Origin of the sequence: Xanthomonas sp. SHU 308 (assembly GCF_000364645.1) — a bacterium.
Lineage (GTDB): Bacteria > Pseudomonadota > Gammaproteobacteria > Xanthomonadales > Xanthomonadaceae > Xanthomonas_A > Xanthomonas_A sontii.
The window spans coordinates 1-7,108 of record NZ_AQOK01000072.1 but is presented as its reverse complement, the minus strand read 5'-3'; the positions used below and the strand labels follow the sequence as shown (position 1 = coordinate 7,108).

The 7,108-nt window shown below is 68.9% G+C and carries 7 protein-coding genes and 1 pseudogene; 2 read left to right on the top strand and 6 right to left on the bottom strand.

Annotated features, from left to right (window positions below; translation table 11 throughout):
• Nucleotides 1–250 (top strand): annotated as a pseudogene (locus D588_RS0103370) (AAA family ATPase); the annotation flags it as partial.
• A 166-nt stretch (nucleotides 251–416) separates the two neighbouring features.
• Nucleotides 417–1,715: a DUF58 domain-containing protein gene (locus D588_RS0103365; protein ID WP_017914973.1), complete on the top strand. Its 1,299-nt coding sequence runs from the start codon at nucleotides 417–419 to the stop codon at nucleotides 1,713–1,715.
• A gap of 49 nt (nucleotides 1,716–1,764) precedes the next feature.
• On the opposite strand, the gene D588_RS0103360 is transcribed toward D588_RS0103365, so the two are convergent.
• The 6 genes from D588_RS0103360 to D588_RS0103335 all read right to left on the bottom strand — a co-directional run bounded on the left by D588_RS0103360 (nucleotide 1,765) and on the right by D588_RS0103335 (nucleotide 7,057).
• Entirely contained in the window at nucleotides 1,765–2,727 is a 963-nt protein-coding gene (locus D588_RS0103360) for a hypothetical protein (RefSeq protein ID WP_226975141.1), read from the bottom strand.
• Nucleotides 2,724–3,080: a hypothetical protein gene (locus tag D588_RS0103355; RefSeq protein ID WP_017914971.1), complete on the bottom strand. Its 357-nt coding sequence runs from the start codon at nucleotides 3,078–3,080 to the stop codon at nucleotides 2,724–2,726. The genes D588_RS0103360 and D588_RS0103355 overlap by 4 nt, the downstream gene beginning before the upstream one ends.
• A 185-nt stretch (nucleotides 3,081–3,265) precedes the next feature.
• Nucleotides 3,266–3,574 carry a hypothetical protein gene (locus D588_RS28775; RefSeq protein ID WP_017914970.1) on the bottom strand — a complete coding sequence of 103 codons (309 nt, stop codon included), beginning with the start codon at nucleotides 3,572–3,574 and terminating at the stop codon, nucleotides 3,266–3,268.
• A 361-nt stretch (nucleotides 3,575–3,935) separates the two neighbouring features.
• Nucleotides 3,936–5,117: a glutathionylspermidine synthase family protein gene (locus D588_RS0103345; RefSeq protein WP_017914969.1), complete on the bottom strand. Its 1,182-nt coding sequence runs from the start codon at nucleotides 5,115–5,117 to the stop codon at nucleotides 3,936–3,938.
• Nucleotides 5,118–5,151: 34 nt separating this feature from the next.
• Nucleotides 5,152–5,709 carry a DUF1190 domain-containing protein gene (locus D588_RS0103340; protein WP_026143325.1) on the bottom strand — a complete coding sequence of 186 codons (558 nt, stop codon included), beginning with the start codon at nucleotides 5,707–5,709 and terminating at the stop codon, nucleotides 5,152–5,154.
• Nucleotides 5,710–5,806: 97 nt separating this feature from the next.
• Nucleotides 5,807–7,057: a cellulase family glycosylhydrolase gene (locus tag D588_RS0103335; RefSeq protein ID WP_232764210.1), complete on the bottom strand. Its 1,251-nt coding sequence runs from the start codon at nucleotides 7,055–7,057 to the stop codon at nucleotides 5,807–5,809.
• Between the last annotated feature and the right edge of the window lie 51 nt (nucleotides 7,058–7,108).

The window sequence follows — 7,108 nt, the reverse complement described above, 5'->3', positions numbered from 1 at the left end:
CGCCACCCGCCGCTGGCCCGGCATTGCGCTCGGCGCCGGCCCGCGCGGCAGCATCGCCCTGGTCCGCGCGGCGCGCGCGCAAGCCGTGCTGTCCGGCCGCGACTTCGTCATCCCCGACGACATCCGCGACGTGGCCAAGCCGGCCCTGCGCCACCGCATCGCCCTGGCCCCGGAACTGCAGATCGAAGGCCAGAGCGCCGACGACGCCCTCGGTGGGTTGCTGGCCAAGGTGGAGGCGCCGCGGAAATGAGCGGGGAGTCGGGAATGGGGAATGGGGAATGGGAAAAGCCGGGGTTCCCGGCGTTGCCCGTAATTCCCGATTGCAGTGATCTGACGAACGCAGCGACCCGTCGCGCTGCAGCCCTGCCGCTTTTCCCATTCCCCATTCCCCATTCCCCACTCCCGGCCCCCAAGCGATGAGACCCGCCCCGCTCCTGCTGGCCCTGCTCGCGCTGTGGGCGCTGTACGGCCTGGCCGTGGCGCTGGGCTGGCTGCCGCTGTGGAGCTGGCAGGCGGTCGCAGCGGGCATCGCGCTGGCCGCGGCGCTGGATGCATGGCGGCTGTGGCGCCGGCCGACGCCGCAGGTGCGCCGCGAGCTGCCCGAAGCGCTGCCGCTCGGTGTGCAGCGCGACGTGGTGCTGCACCTGGACAGCGCGCAGCGCCAGCGCGTGGACCTGTTCGACCTGGTGCCCAGTGGCTGGGAGCTGCAGGGCCTGCCGCAGCGCATGACCCTGCCCGCCGCGCATCAGACCCAGGTGCGCTACCAACTGCGTCCGACCGCGCGCGGCCGCTTCGTCTTCGACGGCACCCACCTGCGCCTGCATGCGCCCTGGCGCCTGTGGTGGCAGCAGCGCCTGGCCGGGTCCGCACAGACCGTGCGCGTGTATCCGAACTTCGCGCCGCTGACCCGCTTCGCCCTGTTCAGCGCCGAACAGGCCTCGCGCCTGGTCGGCGCGCACCTGAAGCGGCGCCGCGGCGAAGGCACCGACTTCCACCAGATGCGCGAATACCGGGTTGGCGACAGCCTGCGCCAGATCGACTGGAAGGCGACCTCGCGCGCGCGCAAACTGATCTCGCGCGAGTACCAGGACGAGAAGAACCAGCAGCTGCTGATGCTGATCGACACCGGGCGGCGCATGCTGGCCAGCGAGCGTGGCCTGTCGCACTTCGACCATGTGCTCAACGCCGCGCTGGTGGTGTCGTACCTGGCACTGCGCCAGGGCGACGCGGTCGGCATGATGGCCAGCGGCGGCGACGCGCGCTGGGTGGCGCCGCAACGCGGCATGGCCACCGTCGACGTGCTGCTGCGCGCCAGCTACGACCTGCAGCCGCAGCCGGTGGCCACCGATTACCTGACCGCGGCCACCGAACTGTCGCTGCGCCAGCGCCGCCGCGCGCTGGTGATGCTGGTCAGCAACGTGCGCGACGAGGACATCGAAGACCTGCTGGCCGCGGTGCGCCTGCTGCAGCGCCGCCACCTGGTGTGCGTGGCCAGCCTGCGCGAGCGCGAACTGGACCAGGCGCTGGCGGAGGACGCACACGAGCTGCCGCAGGCGGTGCAGGCCGGCGCGGTGGCACGCTACCTGCAACAACGCAGCGCCGCGCACGACGCACTGCGCAGCCATGGGGTGATGGTGCTCGACGTCACCGGCGAGGAACTGCCCGCCGCGCTGATCGAGCGCTACCTGGCGGTGAAGCGGGACGGGTTGCTGTAGCGCGTGGCGGCGGCGCCGCCGCACCGCTCGGCCGCGCAACCCACGGCACTCACTGGCAGTGCTGCAACAGCTTCTCCAGTTCCGCCGCGGCGACGGCGGCAGGTGCCTTGCTCTTGATCAGGTCATAGCAGGCCATGGTCGATATGCCGCTCGCCAACCGTTGCGCAGCCACGCCGGTCGAGAACATCTTGCCCAACCCGATCGACGCCGAGCCCTTGCCATTGACGGTGCTCGTGCCATCGAAGCTGCCAAAGACGGAATAGGAGTCGCCCAGATTGCTGCGCGCGATCTTCGCATTGGCGGACTTGAGAATGGCTTCCTGCAACTCCGACGCTTTTTGCTTGCTGGCGTACTCGGACGCCACGGCGGCGGCGTTCTGCCGCAGGTCGTTCTCGCTCTGAGCGAAGCCCGCGAGAATCGCCTGATCTTCGGCAGTGGGCGCGAGCGCGTCCATGGCGCTCTTCGCGGCGCTCACGTCCGCCTCTTCGACCGTGCCCGGGCTCGCAGCCGCTGCCTGCAGCGACGCCCATTTCAGCTTCGCTTGATCGTATGCGCTTTGCCGCTTGGCGGCTGCGCTGTAGCTGTCGCGCAGTTGCTTGAGCTTGCTATCGGCCTCGATCATCGCCTGCTTCGCCAGCGTCTCCTCCGACAACGCCCTCGCATAGTCAGTCGATGCCTTCTTGGCCGCTTCGATCCGCGCATCTTCGCTGGTCCCGTCGGCGTCCGAATCGCCCTCTCTGGCGACGCCGGAGATCACCAGCAGCTCGTAGCCCTTTTTGCTGCAGTCGGCACCGGCAACGCCGTCGTTGCACTTTCTCGCCACCGCCACCGGCACATAGGCCGCATCCACCTGCTTGTAGCCCAGGTTCATCGAAATGCCTGGGTTTTCGGTGGATGCCGTGGAAACATCGACACCGAAGCTCGTCTTCGACGCGTAGACCAACGGCGCCTGCTCCAAATGTGCGCAGCCGCCCAACAGCAGAACAGAGAAACAAGCCAGAGACGTTTTCATCGTGACACCTCCTGTGATGCGATGCAGACCTGAGACACATCGCCACCGCCGGCCTGCAGGATCGCGAGCAGGCGGCGGACCTCGGCGTCGGTATTGGACATCAGCACGATGCGGCACGCGTCCGCATCCGGGGGAACATAGATCGCGGTTTCGGCGTGCCAGCCCAGCGTCCACGCGCGCGGGGTCTGCGAAATTCCCAGCCCGCGCGAACGGATCGCCACAGGGGCCAATCCCGTCGTGGCGACGCGTGCGCCGAACAGGCCACGCACGACCACGTCCTCGCGCGCGGTGGAGACCGTCACCACCGCGCACGCGCTGCAGTTGGCTGCGACGCACGCCAGCAGCACCAGCACTCTGGCGCGAATACGAGATGCAGACATGCCGGCCCCCGCAACACTCCCCGATGTCGATCTTCGTCAGACGGGCAAGCCCGGTCAATCGTGATGAGTATCACATCGTAGACATTTCGCATGCGTCGCGCGTGGCGCGACTGCGCCGGCCGCATTCACGGCGAAGAATGAAACCGCAGACGCCGCCGCTACGTTGCCGCCGCAGGCACCGGCGGCAACTGCGCACTGGCCTGCTGCAGACGCTGCAAGGTCCGCAGCATCAGCGGCCGATGCCGCGCCAGCTTCATCCACGCTGGCAACCGCGCCACCATCGAGCGCCCGAACAGGCCGCGGCGTTCGCGCAGCGTCGCCGACACGTAGTCCTGCAGCTCCTGCAGATGGCGCGGGTTGTAGGCCCACAGCAGGCCGGCGCGGGTCGGCGCGACCAGCGCCAGCGGCATGCCGAAATGCGGATCGTGGGGCGAGCCGTCGCGCGCGCGGTACGTGGTGACGGCCACCGCGCTGCTTTTCCCGCAATGCGCGCAACGCCCGGGCAAGTTCGCGGGCACCGGGGTTGCACCGGTCGACGTCGCACGGACCCGCACCCACTTGTGTCCGCAATGGCCGCAGGCGCGATGGCCTTCCAATTGCACGGCTCCCACCCAGTCGTCGGCGTCGCTGTCCAGCCCAGTAGCGCACTGGCCACAACGGAATCGCGCCTGCCAGCGATACGGCTCCCACTGCGCCAGCACCCACCCCGGCGCGCCACAGCGATGGCAGCGCACCGCCACCTGGTCCGCATAGGCAGCCAAGGGTGTTCCGTCGTTGCGATGCCGGTGCGGCGCGCCAGGCGACGCCGCGTCGGCGCGCGACACCGACTCACGCATACAGCACACCCGTTCGCGCGTCCTCGACGATGGCGTGCGGCAGGAACCGCGCGCTGTCGCGGGTGATCGGGCCATCGTCCTCGCGAATGCCGATGCCGCAGGCGCGGTCGCCGACGATCCAGCTGCCGACCATCGGGTAGCGACCCTCGAACGCCGGCAGCGGATGCGCCTGCTGACGGATGTAGGGCCCGGCATAGGGGCCGTCGCTCTCCAGCACGCGGCCATCGTCCAGGTGCAGCACGATGTTGGCGCCCTCGCGCGAATGCAGCGGCTTGCGTACCCAACCCGGCGGCAAGGCGCTGCCGTCGTCGAACACGGCCGGCAGCAGGTTGGGATGGCCGCGATGGCGTTCCCACAGCAGCGGCAGGATGCCCTTGTTGCTGAGCAGCGCCTTCCACGGCGGCTCCAGCAGGCGCAGGCCCGAGCCCGGCAGCGCCTGGCCGAAACGCTCGGCGAACATGTCCTCCAGCGGATACAGCTTGAACAGCGCGCCGATCACCGTGTCGTCCAGATCGGTATAGCGGCCGTCGCTGGACAAGCCGATGTCCTCGATGGCGATCAGCTCGCCGCCGACGCCGGCCTGCGCGGCGCAGTCGCGCAGGTAGGCGATCGTGCCCTGGTCCTCTTCCGAATCGCGCACCGCGGCGAAGTACAGCGGCGGCGGCAACCCGCCGGCGAGCGCGGCGAAGCGCTCCAGCAAGGCTTCGTGGATGGAGTTGAACTGGTCGGCCTCTTCCGGCAATCGGCCCTGCGCGCGCTGGTCCTCCAGCCACTGCCACTGGAAGAACGCCGACTCGAACAGCGAGGTCGGCGTGTCGTAGTTGAGTTCGTAGAGCTTGGCCGGGCCGCGGCCGTCGTAGGCCAGGTCCAGGCGCCCGTACAGATGCGGCTCGCGGCGCCGCCAGCTGTCGGCGATCCAGTCGCGGAACGCCGGCGGGATCGCCAGCCGCTGCATCAGCGCCTCGCTGGCGACGATCTCGTCGAGCAGGCCCATCGCCATCGCGTGCAGTTCGGCACTGGGGTCTTCCAGATCGCGCTCGATCTGGCGCAGGCTGAACGCGTAGTAGGCGCGTTCGTCCCAGTAGCGCTGGCCGTCGATGGTGTGGAAGCGGAAACCGTACTCCGCGGCCTGGGCGCGCCAGTCGCCGCGCTCGACGATCGCGATGCGTTTCATGCGGGGTCTCGTGCGATGAGGGAAAAAGCGGTATTCAGCTGCCGAAGCCGCGTCCACCGGCGGATTCGCCGAAACCGCCGCGGCTGACGGTGACCGCACGATTCGGCGTGGCGCCGATATGGGTCATGGTCTGGTTGCCGCGCAGCATCGTGCCGCTGGCGGCCGCCGCACCGGCACCGCCGGAATAGGACGCCGGCCGCTGCCACTGGTTCTGCCGGTCCTGGTAGGCGGGCGCGGCATTGAACCCGGCAGCGCGGTTGTTGTTGAGCATCTGCGACAGGAAAAAGCCGGTCATCATCGGCCCGATGAAGGAATGGCCGTGGCTGTCGCGCTGCTCCACGCAGCGATCCTGCGCATAGTCCTGCGCGCACTGCTCGCGGCTGGCGTACTTGGGCCCCTGCTCGGCCGCCTGCTTCTGCGCCTGTGCGAAGGCCTCGCGGCAGGTGGCGATGTCGTGGGTCTGCGCCACGCAGGCGTCCACCGAGGTGTACAGGCCTTCCTGGGCCTTGGCCTCTGGCTCGCGCCCGCAGGCGGTGAACAGCAGCGGCGCAGCGCTCATCAGCAACAAGGCGGTCGTCTTCGACCTTTTCATGGCAACGTCTTCCTGAGTCCAACCACGATGATGCCCGGTTCCGCCGGCCGCGGAAACCCGCGGCCGGCGGTTGGGCGCCCCCCGCGCGCGCGTGACGTCAGCTCGTCGGCGGCGGCGGCACGTAGCTGGACAGGCGCGCGTCGAAATACGGCTGCACCGCGGCGATGTTGGACTTCACCTGGATGTCCATGCCGACGTCGCGGCTCATGCCCAGCACGTCGTTGTCCGGCCAACCGGGCCCGAAGCACCACTGCGTGCTGGGGATGTTGTTGGCCTGCAGGTGCGCGAGCATGCGCTTGGTCGCCAATTCCGCGCTGGCGTTGCCGGCCGGATAGCCGTGCTCGCCGAGAAAGCCGCGCTTGCCTCGGTGTCCCAGCCAGTCGATGAATGGCTTGACCATCTCGATGCCGGTGTCCGGCGCAACGTTTTCATTGCGATTGGTCCAAGCACCGCCTCCGCGGCCCTCGTCGTCCAGATAGTTGTGCGCCTCGTAGACGATGCGGTCGTACGGGTCGGGAATCGTGTCCAGGTTGTTGGACGCCTCTTTCCACCGGCGGGCGCTGGCGTATTCGTTGCCGCAAACGAACACGTAATGCGATCGGTCGAAATCGAAGATGCGCGCTGCGGTGGCGGTGGCGGTGCGCAGCCAGTGATCGGCCATCACCAGCGTGCTGCCATCGGCGTTGCGCTCCGGTCCCTGGTAGGGCTCGTTCATCAGCCCCCAGCCGAAGATCGCCGGATGCGAGCGGAAGCGCTGCACGATGCGACTCCACAGATCCGGCAGGCCGGCGGCGTTGTACAGCGTGCAGCCCGGCGTGCCGATCACGCGATATTCGTAGAGCTTGAGCAGATTGTCGGCAGGATCGAAGTAGGCCAGGTACAGGAAATTGCCTTTGCGGTAGGTCCCGTTCCACACCGCTTGGTCGGCCGGATCGGCGACCGCGCGGCCGTCCGGCCCGATCAGCTGGCCGGCGCCATCGCGCCGGTAACCGGACTTGCTCGCGACCTTGATCGGCAAGCGCATGTAGTCGTGCAACTCCAGGATCGCCACCTTGCCGCGCTGCGCGAGCCGGTTCAGCACTTTCTCGACCTGGTCGCAATACGTGGCGTTGAGCGGCATGCCCTGGCCGGTACTGAAGCGTGCGGCGGTGGTGGGCAGGCGGAACAGCGGGCAGGCGCCGGCGGCGACGATGTGCTGGTCGCTGATGTCGCGGTAGTGCCGGTCGATGATGGCGTTGTCGACGAAGTTGTTGGACGCCAGCCCGGACAGATTGAGGCCGGCGAACGGCAGCGTGCCCGCGGCGCGGGCCTGGCCGCCAAGGCCCCAGAGCGCGGCGCCGGCGGCGATGCCGACACCGGCGCGCAGCACGCTGCGGCGGCCCGGATCGGCGGGGGGGGA

Bases quoted from the DNA above. Each gene is read 5' to 3' on its own strand.
- D588_RS0103365 (WP_017914973.1), top strand. From the start codon at position 417: ATGAGACCCGCCCCGCTCCTGCTGGCCCTGCTCGCGCTGTGGGCGCTG.
- D588_RS0103360 (WP_226975141.1), bottom strand. From the start codon at position 2,727: ATGAAAACGTCTCTGGCTTGTTTCTCTGTTCTGCTGTTGGGCGGCTGC.
- D588_RS0103345 (WP_017914969.1), bottom strand. From the start codon at position 5,117: ATGAAACGCATCGCGATCGTCGAGCGCGGCGACTGGCGCGCCCAGGCC.
- D588_RS0103340 (WP_026143325.1), bottom strand. From the start codon at position 5,709: ATGAAAAGGTCGAAGACGACCGCCTTGTTGCTGATGAGCGCTGCGCCG.